This is a genomic window from Apibacter muscae (assembly GCF_007845635.1).
Taxonomy (GTDB): domain Bacteria; phylum Bacteroidota; class Bacteroidia; order Flavobacteriales; family Weeksellaceae; genus Apibacter; species Apibacter muscae.
Genome location: NZ_SELG01000041.1, coordinates 361,147 through 382,408, shown reverse-complemented (window position 1 = coordinate 382,408; position 21,262 = coordinate 361,147). Strand labels below are relative to the sequence as shown.

Genomic DNA, 21,262 nt, shown 5'->3' with positions numbered 1-21,262 from the left:
ACATTAAATTGACAAAAGTGTGTATCTATTTTATTTAAATTTTAACCCATATATTCATGTAGAATAATTCATGTTTATAAGAAAGATTTTATATAAATTAGCCTTTTAAAAGATTAAAAATTATGAGAAAAATTAAATTAAAAAGATTAGCATTACTAAATTTTGGTGCACTTGCTTTGGTTCTAACAACTGTTAGTTGTAAATGTGATAAAAATACCAATCATTCTGCTACGGCCACATCATCAACAACTTCAAAATCTGATTCCTTATCTTCAGAACAGTTATTAGTAAAAGAAACTATTGTTGGTAAATTGGATTCTGCTGGTAATTTTATATATGATACTGGTGAAATTTCTGCCATAACTTTGCCAAATAATATAAAGTTGGAAGGTGTGGGTAATAACTCTACAGAATCTAAATTATTCAATTTTTTAAGTGATTCAAGCATTTCAGTAGATGAAACTGATAAAACTAAAGGTTGGATTACTTTAGATAGAGTATACTTTAATACGGGTTCTGCAACATTAACAAATGAATCAAGCAAACAGGTGAAAAATATTGCAGAAATTTTAAAAGCTTTTCCTAATGCAATAGTGAAAGTGGGTGGTTATACTGATAATACAGGTAGCGAAGAAATTAACAATAAAGTTTCTGCGGAGAGAGCAAAAAAGGTTGAAGATGAGTTGGTTAAGTTAGGAATTTCTACCTCTCAAGTATCTTCGGAAGGATACGGTCCACAACACCCGGTTTGTCCAAGTAATGATACTCCAGAATGTAAAGCAAAAAATAGACGTGTGGATATTCGCGTTACTAAGAAATAAATTTAAAAGATAAGTTGTAAAGCTGTTAGAGTAATAACAGCTTTTTTTATTTGCTTAAATTGCTTCGAACATATTTAATTTCATCATAGGAATAATTATCTCCCAAAATTTCTTTTAATAATTTTAGTTCTATATTTTCCATTTTTTTGATTTCGTTTTCTATTTTTTCATATTTTTCTTTTGATATAAAGTTGAATACGGATACTTTATTTTGTGAAATAAGTCGTGATACATGATTGCTTATAGTTGAAATACTGAGATTTCTTTCTTTGGCTATCTCGTCTATTGATTTTCCTTGATTAAGTAATTCTAAAGTTATTTCTACAGTATTATTTTTTTCTTTTGAAACCGTTTTTCCACTATCAGAAATAAAAATGATATCTTTATAACTTAGACGATCATCAATAAGTTTAGCAATAGATATTTGCTTAATTTTATTCTTTAAACTTTCTTCAATTTCTTCAACGAATCTTAAATATTGTGTAATTCTTGATTTATTTTTATACTCTAAATAATGACTAAGTATAGGCTTCCAAACTTTGGTGAATAATTCTTCAATAAAAAATTCAACTGCACTAATGCTTCTTGTTTTTATTTTATTCCAAATTTCAATTTTTAAAGACAGGTCTTTATATTTATTAAACCATTGGTAAATAGTAGTTTCAAATTTATACAAAACAATTTGTAGGTAATTTAAGGTTTCGTCTATAGAAGATATTAGTTCTAGAACACTTTCTTTCTCAGGAATATTCTTTTCAATTGTAATTTTTTTCCATTCATTAATTTCTGTCGTTAGTTCTTTTAAACTTATAGTTTTAAATAAATTATCTAATGCATAGGCATATTTTTCTTTCTCTAAAGTTTCCTCTAACTCATTTAAATTCCACATTTGTTCTTGGAATTCTTTAATCTTTATATCTTGGATGATGTTCGAATTTTGTATTAATGATTTTAATATAATTCCTTCTAAAGTTCTACATCTACTTAAAGCAACATAGACTTGCCCTGAAGCAAATGATTTGCCTGCATCTATAATAACCTTATCAAACGTCAATCCCTGGCTTTTGTGTATGGTTATTGCCCATGCCAATCGAATAGGGAATTGCGAAAAGGATCCTAATTCTTCTTCTTTAATTTTTCCAGTTTCATTATCAACAATGTATCTAATATTTTTCCAGACTTCATGTTCAAGTTTTAATAAATCCTTTTGATTCTCAAAACGTATATAAATATCAAAATCTTCAATTTTTTCAATGATTCCAATCTTTCCATTGAAATACCTGCGTTCTCCGGAACTATCATTTCTTATAAACATGATTTGGGTTCCTTCTTTTAAAATAAGTTCAGCTTCGGTAGGATAGGAGTTTTCAGGAAAAGTTCCGTCTATAATGGCATCAAAATAGTGAATAGGGTTTTCAATTTTCTCTAAAGCTTTTTGGTTTATGGAATCTGCTAAATGATTGTGAGTGGTTAAAGTGATATATCCAAAATGTTCTGGATTAAAATTTGGATTATATCTTTTTTGCAGTAAATTAAAATCTATGGAATCATAATCCTGGTATCGTATTGCATTTAATAAATTTATGAAAACAGGGTCTGCTTGCCGATAAATTTTTTTAAATTCTATACAAATGGGTTGATTATTTTGTAGGACTAAGGCATCAAAAAAGAATAAACTTTTATAATAATTTTTTAAAATTTTCCATTGTTCCTCTTTTATTACTGGGGGAAGCTGATACATATCTCCAATCATTACGATTTGTACTCCGCCAAAGGGTTGCAAACTTTTTCTAACACTTTGTAAAGCCCAATTGATAGCGTCTAAAATATCTGCTCTAAGCATTGAGACCTCATCAATAATCAATAATTCTAATTCAGTTAAAAGTTTTCTTTTTTCTTTGTTATACTTAAAATGTTGGAAAGCTTCTTGTTTGGTAATTGCTATATTTCGATCTTCATTGACATGATTTACAGGTATAAAACTAGTGAGTGGCAATAAAAATAATGAATGTAGTGTAACTCCTCCTGCATTGATTGATGCTATACCTGTGGGAGCAGCAATAACCGTGTTTTTCTCTGACTTTTCTTTTAAGTTTTTTAGAAAAGTAGTTTTTCCTGTGCCTGCTTTACCTGTAATGAAAATATTTTTATGGGTATAACAAATGAGTTTATAAGCTAGTTCTTGTTCTAAATTCTTATTTTCATCTATAGTTTTTTCCATTTTATTAAAGCTTTGTATACAAATATAGTGTTATATGAGTTGTATCTTCGTTGTGTAGCATCTCAAAATTGAATTATACAATTGTTAAATTTTAAATATATTTGACAGGTTATTCGCACAATTATTAAAAAATAAATCATATCATAGTTTAATTAACTATAATAAATTGTTATTTTAAAAGTTAATACAAGTAGTTTAATTTTTATGATGAGGAAAAATCTTATATATTTTATAGTTGCATTGTTTTCTGTATCTGCCTACTCACAAACTCAAAATTCTTTGGATGAAAAGGATTTTACAATTAAAAGAAATAAATATTATGAAAATGAAGAAGGTGTAAAGGTACCTTTAAGATACGGACAAAAATACTCTAAAAAAACAATGAAAGTTTCCGATGAAAATTTAGATGAAAGTTATGACCAAATAGAAACTAATCAAGAATCCTCAATTCTCATTGCAATAAATGAAGATCCACAAATATTTGCAGAAAGAATCATTAAATCTTCAAAGTCAAAATATTCTTATTTAGAGAAAAGATCTAAAGAAGGAGCGGAATCTTTTACTTTTAGATATATTCCTAAGAATGCAACAAATAAAGAAGAATATCACGCAAAAAAAACATGTGCGGATTGTATGGATATAGAATTTAGAAAAAACCCTTCTGACAGCTCCTATACTTTCAGTAATGTTTGGGGAAATTTTAATGATCTATTTTCTGTGTGGAAAAAAATATTTAAAAAAGACGCTAAAGAATCTGATTACCAAGTAACTGCAGATAATCTATTAGCAGAATGGACCACCTTCTATGGTGGAAGAGAAGTAGCATTTGGTAGATTGGGTGAGGTATGGTATATAATTATGAAATAAACGATTCAAATTACGAATCCAATAAAATTATCTTATCTGTCCATTCCCTTTAATTATCCATTTATATGTACATAATTCCTTTAGAGCCATAGGGCCCCTAGCATGCATTTTTTGGGTACTAATACCAATTTCAGCGCCAAGATCAAATTGTGCACCATCTGTAAAAGCTGTTGAAGCGTTTGAATATATACAAGCAGAATCTACCAAGGTTTCAAATTTATGTATGGCTTCTAAATTCTCACTAATTATAGTTTCACTATGTTTAGAACTATACATATTTATATGTTCAATGGCTTCATCCAAACCTTTTACCGTTTTTATTGACATTTTATAGTCTAAAAATTCAGTACCAAAACTTTGTTCATCTGCATTTGTTAGAAGAGATTGCGGGTATGTGTTTAATAAAGCTTTGTAAGAAGCATCATCCGCATAAATGATTACTTTTTCATTTACCAAACTTTCGCAAAGTTTTGGTAAATCATTTATTCTGCTCTCATCAATAATTAAACAATCCAAGGAGTTGCAAACACTTACTTTTCTAGTTTTAGCATTATGTATAATTTTTTCACCAAATTCTACCTTACCATCTTCATGAAAATAGGTATGACAAACCCCTGCTCCGGTTTCAATTACAGGAACAAGTGAATTTTTTCTTACGTATTCAATGAGTTCTTTTCCTCCCCTAGGTATTACCAGATCCACATACCTATTTGCATTTAGTAAAGCATCAGTGGCAGATCTATCCGTAGGTAAAAGGGTACAGACATCTGAATTTACATTTGTTTTTTCTAGTACTTTTTTAATAATATTAACAATGGATTGATTAGAATGATAAGCGTCTGAGCCACCTTTTAATAAGCAGGCATTGCCAGATTTTAAGCAAAGTGAAAAAACATCAAAACTTACATTGGGCCTAGCTTCGTAGATAATACCAACAACCCCGAAAGGAACAGAAACTTTTGATATTATTAAACCGTTGTTTAATTTCTTTTCAAAAAAATTATAACCAACAGGATAGGGGAGTTTTGCTACATTTTTTAGATCCTCAATAATATTCTCAATTCTAGATTGATTTAAAAGTAAACGATCATATTTAGGATTAGTGATCGGCATTTTATCTGTATCTTTCTTGTTTTCAGAAAGAATATAATCTATATTATTTTCTGTTTCTTTTGCAAGAAGATTTAAAATTTCATTTATAGTTGATTCGCAAAGTAAGCTTAATTCTTTACTTGCTTGTACTGAATTTTTAAATATGTGGTTAAAGTTCTCTTTCATAATTTTATTTGCCTATGTATAAATAATCATAATGGATAATAGGTTTCAAATTGTTTAGTCCAATACAATTTTTAGCTTTGTTACTAGTATAAGAACTACAACCTACACCAATAGAATTTTCATTTTCATCTAAAATTTCAACAATATCTCCCTCTTCAAATTCCCCAGTTATTTTAACTACCCCTACGGGTAATATACTAATCGCTTTATTTCCAAGTAGAGCATCTTTAGCACCGGCATTTATATAAATCTTACCCTTAGAAAAATCTTCGGAATGGGCAATCCATTTTTTTATGTTTGAGGTACTTTTTTTAGAAGTAATAAAAGTAGTGGATTTAATAGCATTATTGTTTAATAGATCAATCAAAATGTTTGAAGTTTCCCCATTAGCTATGATTACTTCAACTCCTTCCTCTGCCACTTTTTTTGCAATATTATATTTAGATTTCATTCCTCCGCGTCCGGCTGATGACTTGGTTGTTTGAATATATTGTTTAATATGATCATCTCCTGGATAAATTTTCTCTATTAAAGATGATTCCGGATTGCTGGGATTCCCTGTATATATTCCGTCTATATTGCTTAGTATTATCAGTTTACTACAATTCATCATAGTTGCTACAAGTCCCGAAAGTTCATCGTTATCCGTAAACATTAATTCATTTACTGAAATGGCATCATTTTCATTTACAATAGGAATAATCCCGTTGTCTATCATCACTTTCATGCAATTTCTTTGATTTAAATAGTGCTTGCGGGTAGAAAAATCGTCCTTAGTTGCTAATATTTGTCCACAAACAATGTTATATTGTTTAAATAGATCGTAATATCTCTGAATTAATTTAACTTGCCCAATGGTGGAAAATAATTGTCGGGAAGAGACGCTATCTAATTTAAATTTAGGTTGAATTTCAGACTTTCCAGCTGCTACAGCACCCGAAGAAACTAATATAATCTCGTAATTATCTTTATGTAATTGAGCCAATTGATCTACTAGAGAAGACATTTGTGTTACATTTAGGGTACCGTCTTTTTTAGTTAATATTTGACTACCAATTTTAATTACTATCCTACCTTTCATATTTAATATAGAGTAACTGTAGGAACAAATTTAGCAACATATTGGTTGTGTTAATTAATTATTTTAAAATTTATTTATTATATGGAAATCGTAGAATCTATTTACATATTATAAGCATTAATTATTTTTTATAATTGTTATAAAATATATAATTTTAGTGGTTTGCAGATACTGTTTAAATAAAGTATATTTGCCTTCTAAGTTAAAAGATATACAATGACAGATATTCTTAATTGTCCTAAATGTTCCCAAGAAAATGTTTATTTTGATGGTACGTCTAATGTTTGCCCCGATTGTTTTTTTGAATGGTCAGGAGAAGAGAATGAAGTTTCTAGCATACCTTTAGATAGTAATGGTGCTGAGCTAAAAGATGGGGATGCGGTAACTGTAATTAAAGATTTAAAAGTAAAAGGTTCTTCAATGGTTATAAAAAGAGGTACTAAAGTAAAAAGTATAAGGTTAACCGAAAATTCTGATGAAGTTGATTGTAAAATTGACGGATCTAGTATTGTTTTAAAAACCTGTTTTTTAAAGAAATAATTTCAGATAAATTTAAAAGCAAAAAGCCGGAATTTCCGGCTTTTTACTTATGTTAAAAAATAATCATTTTACTATTTATTATATTCAGCTTCGTAGTCACAGATACGTTGTACTTTAGGGGCAGATCCTCCGCCACTAAATTCAGATTCTAACCAAATATCCAATAAGTTTTTAGCTAGTTCAACGCCTATCACTCTTTCTCCAAAACAAATAATTTGTGCATCATTGCTTTTTCTAGCTCTTTGTGCTGAGAATGAATCATGGCATACCGCAGCTCTAACTCCAGGGATTTTATTTGCAGTTATAGCCATACCAATTCCTGTTCCACAGGTTAATACAGCTCTTTCAAATTCTCCTGCAGCCACTGCTTTAGCAACGCTGGCTGCTACATCAGGATATAAAACAACTTCACCTTTATTAGCGCCAAAGTCTTTTACTTCATAACCTAGTTTTTCTAAATGATCTTTTAAAACTACTTTTAAATCATAGGCAGCTTCGTCACAACCTATGGCTATTTTTTTCTTATTCATTTTTTTAATATTTTATTTAATTGAACGATTTATGTTATACACTACAACAAATTTAATTACTATATCATAACAAAACAATAAAATACGAAATAATATTTATGATATTTAAATGAAATATATTTATTTTTAGTATTATTTAAAAATAAGTATTTGTTAATTAGTTATTTAGCGTTCAAATATTAATTTCGAAATCGAAAGTATTTAAAGAGTTTTTATTTATTAATACCTAATTTTTGATTTAGAAAATTGGTAAATTTATTTAAAGCGATGGCTCTATGGCTAATTAAATTCTTTTGTGCCGGTGGGAATTCAGAAAAGCTAATATCATAGCCGTTAGGAATAAAAATAGGATCGTAACCAAATCCATTTTCACCTCTTATATTTTCTGAAATTGTACCATGAATTTTCCCTTCAAAGTATTGAACCTCATTCTTAAAAACCCAGCAAATCACACTTATAAAGTAAGCGTTTCTATTGGAATGAGCTTCCAAATTTTTAAGAACTTTGGCTATATTATCGTTAAATGAACCTGTTCCTGCATATCTTGCGGAATATATTCCAGGTTCACCGTTTAATGCCTCAATCACTAATCCACTATCGTCTGCAAAACAGGGGATATTTGTAAAGTCGAATCCAAATTTTGCTTTTATATAAGCATTTTCCTCAAAAGTTTTTCCACTTTCTTCAATCTCACCTTTAAAATTGTAGTCGTTAAATGTTTTAAGATTAAAATTCTGTGGGAGGATGTTAATAATTTCTTCTTTTTTATGTTCGTTTTGTGTTGCTAAAAGGATCTCCATTCGTAATTTTTTGTCTGTTTTAAATAAATATATCCGAAAAATATAACTATTAATATGCCGATGAAAAAGGTTAAATATTCATTTAACCCTAGGGTTGGCATTTCTAATTGATGGTATTTCATAAATAATAGAAAGCCTAAAAAATTATTTAAAAAATGTAATAGAGTGCATATTAACAAAGAACCTGTTTTATAAAAAGATAAGCCTAAAACTATACCTGCAAAAAATCCGCCAACGATTTGCCAAGGATAAAAGTGTATGCCTCCAAATAACAATGCAGAAATAATTATGGCTTTGTAGGGTTTAACTTGGTTGTTAAGCATACCTTTCAGTAAAAAACCTCGAAAAAAGATTTCTTCTAAGAATGGGGCTAATATACAGATTGAGAAAAAAGTGATCCAAGGGTATTTTTCAAAGTTTCCAAGCAATCCATAGGACATGGTTTGATATAATTTTCCAAAGATTTTACCTTCGGTAGGAATTAAACTTGATATAAATTCAGAAATAAAAAATTGTCCAATAAATATAATAAGAATTAAAGGGAAATATTTGAAATTTTTTAACGAATAATTTATTTTAAAAATTTCTTTTTTTGATTGTTTTTTAAAATTAGAATAGCTAAAATAGACTAAACCATAACTTAAAAGGGTAGCTATAGGGATAACCACATAGGTATTAATATTAAGGAAGAGAGCTACTCCTCCTAAAATTGCTCCTATAAGGTTTCCTCCTATAAAAAAGATTATTAGATATAAAGCAATCTCGTATCCGTTTAGTTTTAAATAATTATTCATTGTGGTAAGGTTTTCCTTGCAAAATACTAAAAGCTCTATACAGTTGTTCAACGAAAAATAAACGTACCATTTGGTGTGTAAATGTCATTTTGGACAAGGCTATTTTGTGCGGATTAAGACTGTACATTTTTTGAGAAAATCCCCAAGCGCCCCCAATACAAAAAACTAGATGTTTTACGGAATTGTTCATGTGTTGATCCATTAATAGGGAGAACTCCATGGAAGTATATTCTACCCCCTTTTCATCAAGAAGGTAAACAACATCGTTGGGTTCAAGCTGGGAAATAATTAAATCTGCTTCTGCATTTTTTAATTCATTCTCAGAAAGGTTTTTTGCATTTTTTATGTCCGGTAATTCTTTCCTTTCAAATTTAATAAAGCTAGGCAAGCGTTTTTCTAAACTTTTAATTAAATTTATAAGTTCCTTAGAGTTTGTCTTACCGATGGCTAATAGGGTAATTTTCATTAAACTTTTAAGTCGGTATCAATACCAAGCAGGTCTTTGTATTTATTTAATATAGGATTTACTTCACCATCTAAAAATTCTTCAGTTTGTTCAGGAGCAAACCCAATAAAATTAGATGGGTTTAATAAATTCAATAATTTATCTTTATCAATATTTACTCTTGAATCAGCAATAATTCGTTCTATTAAATCATTATTTTTTCCTTCTATTTTCACTTGTTTACCTGCTTCCATGGAGTGAGTTCTAATAATTTCATGTAATTCTTGTCTGTCACCACCGTTTTTAACACCTTCCATAATAATGTATTCGGTAGCCATAAACGGTAATTCTTCTTGAATATGCTTTTCAATCATTTTAGGATATACCACAATTCCATCTAAAATATTATTCCATATAATTAAAATAGCATCAATAGCTAAAAAGGCTTGCGGTAGGCTTAATCGCTTATTTGCAGAATCATCTAAGGTTCTTTCAAACCATTGAGTAGAAGCAACCATTGCAGGAGAACTTGCTAATGAAATTACAAACTTAGCTAATGAGGCTATACGTTCTGAACGCATAGGATTTCTTTTATATGCCATTGCGCTGGAACCTATTTGGTTTTTTTCAAAAGGTTCTTCAATTTCTTTTAGATTTTGAAGTAGTCTTAGGTCATTGGTGAATTTATGTGCGGATTGTGCTATATTAGATAAAATATTTAAAGCTTGAGCATCAATTTTTCTATCGTAGGTTTGTCCACTAACTTTAAAAACATGCGTAAAACCAAAACGTTTAGATAGTTTTCTGTCTAATTCTTTTACTTTATTAAAATCACCATCAAACAACTCTTTAAAACTTGCCGCAGTTCCAGTAGTACCTTTAACTCCTCTAAATCTTAAAGTTTCAATACGAAAATCCAATTCTTCTAAATCTAACAAAGCAGATTGTAGCCATAGGGTGGCTCTTTTACCTACGGTAGTAAGTTGTGCCGGTTGATAATGGGTAAAACCTAGGGTAGGAAGATCTTTATACTTTAAAGCAAAATCGTGAAGACCTTTTATAACGTTTATAAGTTTCTTTTTAACTAATTCCAATCCATCCTTAATTTGAATTAAATCAGTATTATCACCTACAAAGGCAGAAGTAGCTCCCAAGTGTATTATAGGTCTTGCTTTAGGGGCAACGTCACCATAAGTATGAACATGAGCCATAACATCGTGACGGAACTTCTTTTCATATTCATTTGCTTTAGCAAAATCAATGGGGCTAATGTTATCTTTTAACTCCTTGATTTGTTCGTCTGTGATATCAAGTCCTAGTTCTTTCTCAATTTCTGCTAAAGCAATCCATAACTTTCTCCAAGTCGTAAATTTTTTTTCAGGAGAAAAATTATATAACATTTCATCACTGCAATAACGACTTTCTAAAGGGTTTTGATATTTGTTCATTATATTTTTATATGTCTGTAAGTGTTAAAATAGAATTCAAAAATAATCAAATTTATTAAGTATTCTTCATTTCACTTTGCAATCCTTTTGTATAAACATTGAAATATAAACGAAAACTAGATTTTAATCAATACTCACATTTTATTTATAAATTTGATACGAAAATGAATTATGATATGTTTTTATGAATGAAATGAAAAGATGGTCTAAAATTGAAAATTTTATGAAAATAAAATTTAATCAAGATGAGACCCCTGATCTAAATACTATTATTTTTTTAATAGGTCTTCAGGAATTTGGCGGTGGGTATAGACGCTATAAAAAAGATGATAAGATGAATTTAATACACATTGCCGTTTGTCGATTGTTAGAGCCTTTTGGTTATTATAAGTTTGATAGGTTTGACGATGATGGATGGCCGCATTATATAACTTTAGAAGAACTACCGGATTTAAAATCCAATGAACAAATGCTACTGATAAAAAAAGCTATTATACAATATTTTGAAGACGAGAAATTGATTGAAGATTTTTAAATTATCTGTTTTGATATTTAAATTGAAATATTGATTAATTTTCTTTTAGATAAAAATTTTTTAAGTACTACTACTTTCAATACTTTTGTAGATAAAATTAATATATAGTGAATAAGTTAGCATTTTTTTTAGGACTTTTTACAACTACATCTTTATATTCTCAATCCGTCTTAATAACAATTAATAAAGACACCATTTATACTCAGAACTTTTTGGAGGAATACTCTAAAAGTTTAGATATATTAGGAACTGATACGACTATTGATAATTTTATTGATTATCAATTAATCAAGCAATACGGACTTAGTAAAGGGGTGGATAAATCCGTTTCTTACTTAAAGGAGTTATCCAATAAACATCAAATGATTCAGGATAGTTTATATTATCCACAAGAAATTCTAAAGCCTTTATTGCAAGATTATTTCAATAAATTACAATTGGAAAAAAAAGTTCAGATATTCATTTTTAATAAAGATAATTTCAAAGATAAATCAGTTGATCAACAAAAATTATTTATTGATAAAACAATTAGAAGCATAAAAAACAATACTAAATTATTTGAAAAAGCTGCAAACGAATACTCTGTAGAATCTAAATGGATAGAGCCAAAATATTTAGATGTATTTTCAATTAATAAAAATTTATTAGATGCTATTTATGATGCTCCTATTGGCAAAGTAGTTATTTATAAAGACGAAGAGGGTAATAATTATTTAATATTAGTTTCTGAAGAAAGAGAATGGTTGGGGCAGGTTCGATTGGAAGAAATTAAAATTGATGATCCAACAGATAATGGAAAACTAATTATTGAAGCCATTTATAAACAACTAAAAAATGGAGATAAGTTGGAAAATGTTAAACAGAAATATTCTAAGGTTACAGATAAAACAATATTACTAAAGCATTTTGAAAATAAGGAAATCTATAATTATATTATTAGTCAAAAAAATAAATTGCCTTTACATAGAGAGTATTCCAAACCTATAAAAACCAATGAAGGATATGTTATTTATAAATTAGTTTTTTTGGACGAATTTAAAGATTATAATCTAGCTAGTTCAAAAATTTTTTATGAGTTAAAACAAAACAATTTATTGGAAGAACTAGACCGTAAACTTATAGATATATTAAAGAAAAAACCTTTTTTCAATTCAAACTCTATTGCTATAAATAATTTTATCAATAATCTTCCTAATAATTTTAAAGAATTCTCTAATTATTCTGAAAATAGAATTATAGATTTAATAAAAATTGGTAATGAAAATAATGAAGATTATATTTTAACCAATCAGAAATTATTGGATCAATTAAAGTATCAATTAACTTCTTACAATTATATTAATAGGAAATTTATTGTAGATGAATTGATTAACAATTGGCAAGATACAAAACTTATAGAGTTTTATAAAGAGAACTTCTATGATATGGATGATGTTAAAAAGCGTTTGAAATTAGAAGAAGACCAATTGTTAGTTAAATACACTGTATCTTTGTTAACTAACCAATCATATGCTGATGATGAAGGACAACAACAATTTTTAAACGATCATAAATCTAAATATATATGGAAAGAAAGAATTGATGGAACATTTTATTACTGTTTAAATCAAGAAGTGGAAAAGGAATTACTATCCTTATTAAAGAATAATCAATCTGTAGATGATATTAAAAATTTTTATAAAGCTAAAATGGACCATGAAAATAATCCATTGGTTATCATAGAGCAGGGCAAGTTTCCAGCGAAATTTTTAGGATTTTCTTCCGATACAAAATTGTCTAAGGGAATAAAAGTTTTAGACAGCAAGAACAGAAGATTAGTGATGGATATAAAAAATATTATTAAAGATGAACCCTTAAGTTTAGAGGATTTTAAAAAATACTACATTAAAGATTACGTAGATTATAAAATTCATGAAAACATAAAACAAATGAAAAATAATGCCGTTATTAATAAAAATATAATAGAAATAAATACTTTAAAGAAAAAATATAATTAATTAGATTTTTAAATCTTACCAAATACTAAAAATGAACAGAATACTTTTAATATTAACATTTTTTGCAAGCTTATACACTTACTCACAAGAAAGAAAACTAGACGGAATAGTTGCAGTTGTAGGAGATGAAATAATTACAGATACAGATATTTTTGATGCTGAAAATTACGCAAAATCAGAGGGACAACAGATTACCGACCGATGCGATTTTTTAGAGAACATGATGAAAGAAAAAATTATTCTATATAAAGCCAAACAAGATACTTTGATTTCTGTTAGTAAAGACGAGGTGAATAGGGAAGTAGATTCTAGACTTGATGGATATAAAAATTATTTTAAAACAGACCAGGAATTATTATTAAACTTTAAGTTTAAAACCATGGCCGAACTAAGATCGGTTTTAGAAACCATGGTTAGAAATCAAATGTATACACAAAGAAAGATGTTTGAAATAACAAAAAATGTAGATATTTCGCCTGAATATTTGAGAGCTTTTTATCAAGCTCATGAAAATGAATTTCCATATCTAAATGATGAAATTGAATATGCACAAATACTTATGTATCCCCAACTAACAGATGCGCATAAACAAGAATTAATAAATCAACTTAAAGACATAAAAAAACAAATACAAGAGGGGGCAAGTTTTGCTGAAATGGCTAAAACATATTCTGAGGATCCGGGTTCAGCTCCTAATGGTGGACAAATTTTAAATGTCCGTAGAGGAATTATGGTTAAAGAATTTGATGCAGTAGCATTTAGTTTAGGAGAAGGTGAAATTTCAGAGCCCTTTGAAACCGAATATGGTTACCATATTATATACTTAGAGAAAAAAAGAGGACAAATTATAGATTTAAGACATATATTATTACAATCAAAACCCAATCAGGAAGAAATTGCTGCTGCATTAGATAAATTAAAAAAAATAAGGGAGGAAATTATTTCTGACAAAATCACTTTTAATGAAGCGGTTACCAAATATTCCGATGATAAACTTACAAAATACAACGGGGGGTTATTATCCAATCAAAAAACTGGAGATAACCGTTTTGAAAGAAGTAAATTGGCAAGAAAAGATTCTTATAATCTACTAGGATTATCTAAAGGGGATGTTTCCGAAGCATTCGAAGATGATCTTAACAATAGAACGGGTGTTAAATTATTAAAAATTACGGAGGTAATTCCTTCGCATAAAATGAACTTGGAAACTGATTATAATAGAATAAAAGGATTTGCTGAAAAAACTAAGCAAAATGAAGTGGTAGAAAAATGGGTTGAAACCCAAATTCCATCCACTTATATTAAAGTTCAAGACTCCTATAAAAACTGCAAATTTTCAAATCATTGGTTGAAAAATTAAAAACATAAAAAACCTCAACATTACAAGTTGAGGTTTTTTTTATTTTTTAACTAACAGTATTTGCCTTAATAAATACCGATGAATTAGATTAATTATAGATAATAAAAAATATATTTAAACTCTGATCTAATCAATTAGTTACCTTGAAATCTATAAATTAATATGTTTTTTTATCCTTTTCAAAATTTTTATTCAATCATAAAAAAAGCTGTATAAATATTATACAGCTTTTTATGTATGTAAAGAGATACTTTATTTAATTAAATCAAAACTACGTTTAATGAAATTTGTAAGATCTTTACCCTTTAAGATGTTCTGAGATAATTTTGCTAAATCTAACGCTTGTTTTATAATAGTTGCTTTTTCATCTTTATTTTCTTTTTTCAAAATATCAGAAGCTAATGCACTATTGGTATTCACAACTAAATTATAAGATTCTGGAAAACCACCCATCATACCAAACATTCCACCACCTGTTTGTTGCATATCTTTCATTCTACGCATAAATTCTGGTTGGGTTAAAATAAATGGAGCATCATCTTTACTTAAGTTTTCCAAAGCTATCGTATAAGTTTTAGAGTCAATAGTTTCCTCTAAATCTTTTTTTAATGTTTCTTTTTCTTCATCGGTAAGTATAGAAGCTATATTTTCATCTTTTTTAATAAGATTATTAATATGATCAGCATCTACGCGTACAAAAGAAATATTTTCTTTGGTAGTTTCCAGCTTTTGAATTAAGTGAGGAACAATAGGAGAATCTAACAATAAAACTTCATACCCTTTTTCTTTAGCCGTTTGTATGTATTGGTCTTGTTCATCTATATTTGAAGCATAAAGAATAATTAATTTACCATCCTTATCCGTTTGGTTATCCTTTATTTTATCTTTTAATTCTTCAAAAGTTAAATATTTACCATCCACTGTTGGATAAAGAGCAAACTTATCAGATTTTTCATAGAACTTCTCTTCAGAGATCATTCCATATTCAATAACTACTTTTATATCATTCCATTTTTTTTCGTAGTCTTCGCGGTTATCATTCATTAATGAAACCATTTTATCTGCAACTTTCTTTGTGATGTAAGAAGAAATTTTCTTAACCGCACCATCGGCTTGCAAATAAGAACGAGAAACGTTTAATGGAATGTCTGGAGAGTCAATCACTCCACGAAGCAACATTAAGAAGTCAGGAACTATACCCTTAACCTCGTCCGTAACAAAAACTTGGTTTTGATATAATTGAATTTTATCCTTATCAATATTTAGATTATTACCTAATTTAGGAAAAAATAAAATACCGGTTAAGTGAAAAGGATAATCTACATTTAAATGTATATGGAACAAAGGCTCGTCAAATTGCATTGGATACAATTCGTGATAAAAAGCTTTATAATCTTCTTCTTTTAGCTCAGAGGGTGCTTTGGTCCATGCCGGGTTAGGATTGTTAATAATATCATCAACTATTACTTTTTCAGGAGTTGCATCCTTATCAGCCCCTTCAGGCAATGGTAAAGTTTCTTCCTTAGTTCCAAACTTAATTGGAATAGGCATAAAACGATTGTATTTTTGCAATAACTCACGTATTTTATACTCTTCTAAAAATTCCTGAGAATCTTCTGCTATATGCAAAACTATTTCAGTACCTCTATCTTTTTTATCAGACGGACCAAGTTCAAATTGTGGGCTACCATCACAAACCCATTGTACAGCAGGTGCATCTGTATAAGACTTAGTAATAATTTCAACCTTATCCGCAACCATAAAGGCAGAATAGAACCCTAAACCAAAATGCCCGATAATACCTTCTTTTTCAGCATCTTTATGTTTAGAAATAAAATCTTCAGCACCAGAGAAAGCAACCTCATTAATATATTTTTGAACCTCTTCTTCCGTCATCCCTATCCCTTGGTCAATAATTTGAAGAGTTTTATTTTCTTTATTTATTTTAACTTCAATCATAGGATTGCCATATTCTACCTTGGCTTCTCCTGTATTGGTTAAATGTTTAAGTTTTAAAGTAGCATCCGTTGCGTTAGAAATTAACTCACGTAAAAATATTTCATGATCACTGTATAAAAATTTCTTAATCAGAGGAAAAATATTTTCTACTGATACATTAATATTTCCTTTAGCCATATTTTAAATTTATTTATTTTAATATTATTTTGAAGGTAAAAGTCAAAAAAAATACCAACCCATCGTTAATGACAAAATGACGTTGTTATAGTAAATAATAAAAATCAATTGAATTTTTTGTTACAATAGATTTAGTATGGAATTTTAAACTTACTAATTAATGACTATATAGATTTTTAAAACTAGATTATTTTTTTTAGATTTAACGATTAATTTAGCGTATTAGAATTATAAATTCTAAATAGTTTCAACAAATTATATAAATTATGACAGTAGAAGTATTATACGAAGGAAGTTTGCATACTGAAGCAACTCATATACAAAGTGGAACAAAAATATCCACAGATGCACCTAAAGATAATCATGGAAAGGGTGAAAGTTTTTCTCCTACCGATATGGTAGCAAGTGCTTTAGCTAGCTGTATGCTTACAGTTATGGGAATTAAAGCTTCTTCAATGGGAATAGATATAAAAGGAACCAAGGCAGAAGTTACTAAAATAATGAATGCGGAACCTAGGAGGATAGGGGAGATTAAAGTAATTATATTTTTCCCACTATTAAATTTAGAGGATAAGCAGAAAACAATTTTAGAAAGAGTCGCTTATACTTGTCCAGTTGGGGCAACATTGTCCCCAGAAGTAAAGCAAACCATACAATTTAATTGGTAGACCATTTAGCAGATAATTTATACAATATTATTATTTAATCTAAGAATTTTTGGAAGAAGAAAATAAGAACTTAAATAAAGGCGAGTTAAAAAGAAGTCTTTCCAATCGTCACATACAATTAATAGCATTAGGAGGAGCGATAGGTACTGGATTATTTTTAGGAATTGGTCCGGCAGCGGTATTAGCAGGACCATCCGTTATTATCGGCTATGCCATTGCTGGCTTTATTGCCTTTATGATTATGAGGCAATTAGGAGAAATGGTTGTCCAAGAGCCTATTTCTGGTAGTTTTAGTCAGTTTGCTTACAAATACTGGAGCCCCTTTACAGGTTTTGCTTCTGGTTGGAATTATTGGTTGTTGTATATTTTAGTAAGTATGGCAGAGTTAACAGCTATTGGTACTTACGTACAGTTTTGGTGGCCTGAAATTCCTCTGTGGGCTTCAAGTTTATTCTTCTTTGTAATTATAAATACGATTAACTTAGCAAATGTAAAAATATATGGCGAAGCAGAGTTTTGGTTTTCAATTATCAAGGTTGTTGCCATAGTTGCTATGATTATATTTGGAATATATTTATTATTAAGCGGATCTGGTGGGCCCAAAGCAAATATTTCCAATTTGTGGAGCGATGGAGGACTATTTCCAAAAGGTTTTTTCACCTCAGATGGTAGTGGAGGATACCAAGGATTATTATCTTCATTAGCTTTTATAATGTTTTCATTTGGTGGCTTAGAACTGATAGGTATTGCAGCTGCTGAAACTGACCACCCAGAAAAAACGATTCCGAAAGCAACCAATCAGGTCATATATAGGATATTAATTTTTTACGTAGGAGCTTTAATTATATTATTTTCCTTATCTCCATGGAGGGAAATAACTATTAAAACAAGTCCTTTTGTAACTATATTTAATTCTCTATCAGGATTTCAATTTGATTTATTTGGCACAACCATTTCATTTACTAAAATTATTGCAAATGCCTTAAATCTTGTTGTTTTAACAGCAGCTCTGTCTGTTTATAATAGTAGTGTTTACAGCAATAGTAGAATGTTATACGGTTTATCAAAGCAAGGAAATGCACCTAAATTTTTATCAAAACTAAATAAGAATCATGTCCCTATAATGGCAATACTGGTATCAGCAATTTTTGCAGCTATTTGCGTGATTGTTAATAAAATTATGCCAGAGGAAGCATTGGAGTATCTTATGTCCTTAGTAGTCTCTTGTTTAGTATTGAATTGGATAATTATAACTATTACACATTTTTATTTTAAAAAAGCTTTAAAAAATCAAGGGATTATAAAAACTAAATTTCCATCGCTTTGGTATCCTATAGGAAATTATATATGCTTATTTTTTTTAATAGCTATCTTAATTATCATGTGGTTTACAGGAATGAAATTATCAGTGGAATTGATACCCGTATGGCTGATAGTATTATTTATATGTTTCCATCTATTAAAGTATAAGAAAATAAAAAAAGGTTCTTGAAAGAACCTTTTTTTATTAATATTTTATTACTTCCGATAAAATTTGAGAATTTGTAGAATTAGGAAAAGTAATACTTATTTTTTGTGCGATTGTAGGAGCAATTTCGGTAATGTAATGTTTTTCAGAACTTGTTCCATGTGGAGTTTTCCAACCATAAAATATTAAAGGAACATGAGTGTCATAAGTGTAGCTGGAACCATGTGTAGCCCCCTGTGGTTTATATTCAATGTATCCAGGTTTTAGTAGTACATAAATTTGACCATTTTGTTTTTTATCATAACCTCTAAATATCATAGAACCATGCTCATCAACGGCAGAAATATTTAAGATTTCATCTTCAGTATATGCTCTTTTAACTTCAGGGAAAGATTCAATAAAATTAGCAAAATCTTTAACAATTTCATTGAACTTTTTACTCGGGGAAATTAGAGCATCATCAATGTAAATGTTTTGGTTAGAATACGATAAAATTAAATCTTTTCCATATTTTTCAATAGAATAAGCTCTTAATTTATTCTCCATTTCTTTTGCATTTAAAGAGGAAATATCATACCCATGATCTTTTAAATGTTTAGGATTTTCACTACCCGAATGGTCAGCCGTTAAAAAAAGTAAATAGTTTCCTTTGCCAACTTTTTTATCCAAAAATGTTAAAAATTTCCCCAATAAATCATCCAATCTCAAATAAGTATCTAAAGTTTCAATGGAACGAGGTCCAGTTAAATGAGTAATAATATCAGTAGCAGAAAAACTTAAAGTAAGAAAATCAGTGACATCACCATTTCCTAATTTTTCATTTTCAATAAGTTCTTCAGCAAATTCAACAATCAGGTTATTGGTAAATGGAGTACTTTTAATAACCTTAGGTCCAGTCTGAGCAAAATCTTCTGTTAAAAGGTATGGAAATACAGCTTTCTTGTGTATTTTTAAGCCAGTGCTTTCGTAAGGATTATCATCAGGTAGACAATCTTTATAATAAGAAATATCTTTAAATAATTTCCAACCTTCTTGAATGTATTTCATATATCTTTTACTTTCATTAAAAGAAGTTACCCAACTTGGAAATTCATTCCCATAAAAATTGCTTGAAATAAAGTTTCCATTATCGGAAATCCAATAAGCACGATTCGCAAAATGTCCAGCTGGAAGAATTGCACCACGATCTTTCATACTAATTCCATAAACTTTACTCTTAAAATTTGTGGCAAGTTTTAATTCATCAGTTATTGTACTTGACTGTAAATTTTTAGGGGACATTTGTCCTTCTTTATTTTTATCAGGATTTCCAAGGGATACAACGGAAAAGTCTTCTGTACAATAAACATCTCTTTTTAAACCTCTATGGAACCATTCATTGGCTACAATTCCATGATTAACCGGAGTAGTTCCTGTATAAATGGATGCGTGCCCAGGTGCAGTAAATGTAGGCACATAATTATAATGAAGATTGCTATAAAAAAAACCATCATTTAATAGTCTTTTAAATCCGTTATCAGAGAAAAGAGAGGAATATCGAAATAAAAATTCGGTTCTCATTTGGTCTACCACAATACCAATCACCAATTTAGGCTTTTGATTTTGAGAAAAGGCTAAAGAAAAAATAATTAAGAAAACCGATAGGAATTTTTTTTTCATAAAATTTGTTTTAAAATATTTCAAAACAAATCTATTTTATATTTGTTAAAAACAGGTTAAGCTATAACCGTCCACTAAAGATTTATTGAATATTTAGTGTAAGAAAGTATACTATCCCCCTACACGCTTAACCTTAAAACCTTTATTTTTTAAAATATCCATTACTTTATCTCTATAATTACCCTGTAAAATTATAATACCTTCTTTAGCAGAACCTCCAACACCTAAAATTGATTTAATTTCTTTAGCTAATTTCTTAAAATCATCATCATCTCCTTGATAACCTTCTAATATGGTAACAGGTTTACCATTTCTTCCTTTTTTTTCATATTTGCAAATGATAGGATCATCTTGAAAAAATAATTCATTATCATTAGATAAACAATCTTCTTCGTTATTTTCAATTTTATGATCTGGGAAAAGTTTTTTAAGTTGATCTTGTAAATCCATAAATGTTTTCTTAGTATTAGAAATAGATGAGATTATAAAGTTTCTTAAATTAAGCTAAAAGAAACTATTCAAAATACAAAAATAGTAAATTAAACAAGTAATAGTTATTCTACTTTAAAGTATAATTTCTCTAAATAAAATATTAAAAAAAAATTTATTTGTTA

General features: G+C 28.7%; 19 protein-coding genes. 8 read left to right on the top strand and 11 right to left on the bottom strand.

The features are described from left to right. Window positions 1-122: 122 nt before the first annotated feature. Entirely contained in the window at window positions 123-821 is a 699-nt protein-coding gene (locus ETU08_RS10860; protein ID WP_146263048.1) for an OmpA family protein, read from the top strand. 46 nt (window positions 822-867) lie between these two features. On the opposite strand, the gene ETU08_RS10855 is transcribed toward ETU08_RS10860, so the two are convergent. Next, complete coding sequence (locus ETU08_RS10855) at window positions 868-3,042, bottom strand: helix-turn-helix domain-containing protein (RefSeq protein ID WP_146263047.1); 2,175 nt, start codon at window positions 3,040-3,042, stop codon at window positions 868-870. Between the two features lie 204 nt (window positions 3,043-3,246). Here ETU08_RS10855 and ETU08_RS10850 point away from each other — a divergent pair, with 204 nt between their 5' ends. Further along, a complete protein-coding gene (locus ETU08_RS10850; RefSeq protein WP_146263046.1) occupies window positions 3,247-3,909 on the top strand; it encodes a hypothetical protein in 663 nt (220 codons plus the stop codon). A gap of 27 nt (window positions 3,910-3,936) precedes the next feature. On the opposite strand, the gene ETU08_RS10845 is transcribed toward ETU08_RS10850, so the two are convergent. Next, window positions 3,937-5,187, bottom strand: a complete 1,251-nt coding sequence (locus tag ETU08_RS10845) for a glutamate-5-semialdehyde dehydrogenase (RefSeq protein ID WP_146263045.1) — start codon at window positions 5,185-5,187, stop codon at window positions 3,937-3,939. A 4-nt stretch (window positions 5,188-5,191) separates the two neighbouring features. Next, a complete protein-coding gene (gene proB, locus ETU08_RS10840) occupies window positions 5,192-6,268 on the bottom strand; it encodes a glutamate 5-kinase (RefSeq protein ID WP_146263044.1) in 1,077 nt (358 codons plus the stop codon). A 216-nt stretch (window positions 6,269-6,484) separates the two neighbouring features. On the opposite strand from proB, the gene ETU08_RS10835 reads away from it, so the two are divergent. Beyond that, entirely contained in the window at window positions 6,485-6,808 is a 324-nt protein-coding gene (locus tag ETU08_RS10835) for a zinc ribbon domain-containing protein YjdM (protein ID WP_146263043.1), read from the top strand. Window positions 6,809-6,879: 71 nt separating this feature from the next. On the opposite strand, the gene rpiB is transcribed toward ETU08_RS10835, so the two are convergent. From rpiB to purB, 5 genes are all read right to left on the bottom strand, one after another. Continuing rightward, entirely contained in the window at window positions 6,880-7,338 is a 459-nt protein-coding gene (gene rpiB, locus ETU08_RS10830; protein WP_146263042.1) for a ribose 5-phosphate isomerase B, read from the bottom strand. A gap of 212 nt (window positions 7,339-7,550) precedes the next feature. Then, a complete protein-coding gene (rdgB, locus tag ETU08_RS10825; RefSeq protein ID WP_146263041.1) occupies window positions 7,551-8,138 on the bottom strand; it encodes an RdgB/HAM1 family non-canonical purine NTP pyrophosphatase in 588 nt (195 codons plus the stop codon). Beyond that, window positions 8,123-8,932, bottom strand: a complete 810-nt coding sequence (locus tag ETU08_RS10820) for a CPBP family intramembrane glutamic endopeptidase (RefSeq protein WP_146263040.1) — start codon at window positions 8,930-8,932, stop codon at window positions 8,123-8,125. Before ETU08_RS10820 ends, rdgB begins: the two co-directional genes overlap by 16 nt. Continuing rightward, window positions 8,925-9,398 carry a 23S rRNA (pseudouridine(1915)-N(3))-methyltransferase RlmH gene (gene rlmH, locus ETU08_RS10815; protein ID WP_146263039.1) on the bottom strand — a complete coding sequence of 158 codons (474 nt, stop codon included), beginning with the start codon at window positions 9,396-9,398 and terminating at the stop codon, window positions 8,925-8,927. Before rlmH ends, ETU08_RS10820 begins: the two co-directional genes overlap by 8 nt. After that, on the bottom strand, window positions 9,398-10,825 hold the full coding sequence (gene purB / locus ETU08_RS10810) for an adenylosuccinate lyase (protein ID WP_146263038.1): 1,428 nt from the start codon (window positions 10,823-10,825) through the stop codon (window positions 9,398-9,400). The genes rlmH and purB overlap by 1 nt, the downstream gene beginning before the upstream one ends. A gap of 223 nt (window positions 10,826-11,048) precedes the next feature. On the opposite strand from purB, the gene ETU08_RS10805 reads away from it, so the two are divergent. The 3 genes from ETU08_RS10805 to ETU08_RS10795 all read left to right on the top strand — a co-directional run bounded on the left by ETU08_RS10805 (window position 11,049) and on the right by ETU08_RS10795 (window position 14,717). Then, complete coding sequence (locus tag ETU08_RS10805; protein WP_260391091.1) at window positions 11,049-11,360, top strand: hypothetical protein; 312 nt, start codon at window positions 11,049-11,051, stop codon at window positions 11,358-11,360. A gap of 107 nt (window positions 11,361-11,467) precedes the next feature. Beyond that, the gene (locus ETU08_RS10800; protein ID WP_146263036.1) at window positions 11,468-13,357 is read left to right on the top strand and encodes a hypothetical protein; all 1,890 of its coding nucleotides are present in this window, start codon (window positions 11,468-11,470) and stop codon (window positions 13,355-13,357) included. A gap of 31 nt (window positions 13,358-13,388) precedes the next feature. Then, window positions 13,389-14,717, top strand: a complete 1,329-nt coding sequence (locus tag ETU08_RS10795; RefSeq protein WP_146263035.1) for a peptidylprolyl isomerase — start codon at window positions 13,389-13,391, stop codon at window positions 14,715-14,717. A 252-nt stretch (window positions 14,718-14,969) separates the two neighbouring features. Here the strand turns inward: ETU08_RS10795 and htpG are convergent, their stop codons facing one another. Next, window positions 14,970-16,853, bottom strand: a complete 1,884-nt coding sequence (gene htpG / locus ETU08_RS10790) for a molecular chaperone HtpG (protein ID WP_146263034.1) — start codon at window positions 16,851-16,853, stop codon at window positions 14,970-14,972. 266 nt (window positions 16,854-17,119) lie between these two features. Here htpG and ETU08_RS10785 point away from each other — a divergent pair, with 266 nt between their 5' ends. Both ETU08_RS10785 and ETU08_RS10780 read left to right on the top strand, forming a co-directional pair. Next, window positions 17,120-17,521 carry an OsmC family protein gene (locus tag ETU08_RS10785; RefSeq protein ID WP_146263033.1) on the top strand — a complete coding sequence of 134 codons (402 nt, stop codon included), beginning with the start codon at window positions 17,120-17,122 and terminating at the stop codon, window positions 17,519-17,521. A gap of 49 nt (window positions 17,522-17,570) precedes the next feature. Further along, the gene (locus ETU08_RS10780) at window positions 17,571-19,013 is read left to right on the top strand and encodes an amino acid permease (protein ID WP_146263032.1); all 1,443 of its coding nucleotides are present in this window, start codon (window positions 17,571-17,573) and stop codon (window positions 19,011-19,013) included. 15 nt (window positions 19,014-19,028) lie between these two features. Here the strand turns inward: ETU08_RS10780 and pafA are convergent, their stop codons facing one another. Together pafA and ETU08_RS10770 are read right to left on the bottom strand one after the other, a co-directional pair. Next, window positions 19,029-20,648 (bottom strand): alkaline phosphatase PafA, encoded by a 1,620-nt coding sequence (gene pafA, locus ETU08_RS10775; RefSeq protein WP_146263031.1) that lies wholly within the window; start codon window positions 20,646-20,648, stop codon window positions 19,029-19,031. A 111-nt stretch (window positions 20,649-20,759) separates the two neighbouring features. Beyond that, window positions 20,760-21,098 carry a translation initiation factor gene (locus ETU08_RS10770; protein WP_146263030.1) on the bottom strand — a complete coding sequence of 113 codons (339 nt, stop codon included), beginning with the start codon at window positions 21,096-21,098 and terminating at the stop codon, window positions 20,760-20,762. Between the last annotated feature and the right edge of the window lie 164 nt (window positions 21,099-21,262).

Coding starts and splice junctions, on each gene's coding strand:
- ETU08_RS10860 (WP_146263048.1), top strand. CDS start 123: ATGAGAAAAATTAAATTAAAAAGATTAGCATTACTAAATTTTGGTGCA.
- ETU08_RS10855 (WP_146263047.1), bottom strand. CDS start 3,042: ATGGAAAAAACTATAGATGAAAATAAGAATTTAGAACAAGAACTAGCT.
- ETU08_RS10850 (WP_146263046.1), top strand. CDS start 3,247: ATGATGAGGAAAAATCTTATATATTTTATAGTTGCATTGTTTTCTGTA.
- ETU08_RS10845 (WP_146263045.1), bottom strand. CDS start 5,187: ATGAAAGAGAACTTTAACCACATATTTAAAAATTCAGTACAAGCAAGT.
- proB (WP_146263044.1), bottom strand. CDS start 6,268: ATGAAAGGTAGGATAGTAATTAAAATTGGTAGTCAAATATTAACTAAA.
- ETU08_RS10835 (WP_146263043.1), top strand. CDS start 6,485: ATGACAGATATTCTTAATTGTCCTAAATGTTCCCAAGAAAATGTTTAT.
- rpiB (WP_146263042.1), bottom strand. CDS start 7,338: ATGAATAAGAAAAAAATAGCCATAGGTTGTGACGAAGCTGCCTATGAT.
- rdgB (WP_146263041.1), bottom strand. CDS start 8,138: ATGGAGATCCTTTTAGCAACACAAAACGAACATAAAAAAGAAGAAATT.
- ETU08_RS10820 (WP_146263040.1), bottom strand. CDS start 8,932: ATGAATAATTATTTAAAACTAAACGGATACGAGATTGCTTTATATCTA.
- rlmH (WP_146263039.1), bottom strand. CDS start 9,398: ATGAAAATTACCCTATTAGCCATCGGTAAGACAAACTCTAAGGAACTT.
- purB (WP_146263038.1), bottom strand. CDS start 10,825: ATGAACAAATATCAAAACCCTTTAGAAAGTCGTTATTGCAGTGATGAA.
- ETU08_RS10805 (WP_260391091.1), top strand. CDS start 11,049: ATGAAAATAAAATTTAATCAAGATGAGACCCCTGATCTAAATACTATT.
- ETU08_RS10795 (WP_146263035.1), top strand. CDS start 13,389: ATGAACAGAATACTTTTAATATTAACATTTTTTGCAAGCTTATACACT.
- htpG (WP_146263034.1), bottom strand. CDS start 16,853: ATGGCTAAAGGAAATATTAATGTATCAGTAGAAAATATTTTTCCTCTG.
- ETU08_RS10785 (WP_146263033.1), top strand. CDS start 17,120: ATGACAGTAGAAGTATTATACGAAGGAAGTTTGCATACTGAAGCAACT.
- pafA (WP_146263031.1), bottom strand. CDS start 20,648: ATGAAAAAAAAATTCCTATCGGTTTTCTTAATTATTTTTTCTTTAGCC.
- ETU08_RS10770 (WP_146263030.1), bottom strand. CDS start 21,098: ATGGATTTACAAGATCAACTTAAAAAACTTTTCCCAGATCATAAAATT.